The 493-nt window shown below is 65.1% G+C and carries 1 protein-coding gene; it reads left to right on the top strand.

Annotation, left to right across the window (positions count from 1 at the left end):
- Positions 1-20 precede the first annotated feature (20 nt).
- A partial coding sequence (locus tag ACU8YC_RS26455) for a hypothetical protein (protein WP_446896187.1) occupies positions 21-493 on the top strand: 473 nt, incomplete at its 3' end.

Genomic DNA, 493 nt, shown 5'->3' with positions numbered 1-493 from the left:
ATGGCAGCCCGGAAGCCTGCGTGTTCACCGAGGAAGTTTCCCGCGAGATGGCGCTGGTCGGCTGGGAGCAGGCGCTGGAGCTGTCGAAGGAGAAGGGCCCGGCGCCGCTGTTGAGCCAGAACTTCGAGGTTACCGCAGAGATGCTGCGCAAGCGTCCGGAGATGGCCAAGGACGGCTACAAGGTCGGCGACCAGATTGCCGGCCGTGTGCTGCACGCCAAGTATTCGCGCTACATGCAGAAGATCGCCGAGTACGCGCCCGATCTGATCGAGGCACTGGCCGGGCAGGGCGGGCGCTTCACCCACCCCAGCTCCATCGCGCCCACCGGCACCATCAGCCTCAGCCTGGCCAACAACGCTTCCAACGGCATCGAGCCGAGCTTCGCCCATCACTACTCGCGCAACCTGATCCGTCCGGGCCGCAAGGCCAAGGAGAAGATCGAGGTGTTCAGCTACGAGCTGTTGGCCTATCGCACGCTGATCAACGCGCGCGC

It is taken from the genome of Citrobacter sp. VF227, from assembly GCF_052950715.1.
Note: the sequence above shows the minus strand (reverse complement) of the source record. Positions and strands in the feature narration are given on the sequence as shown.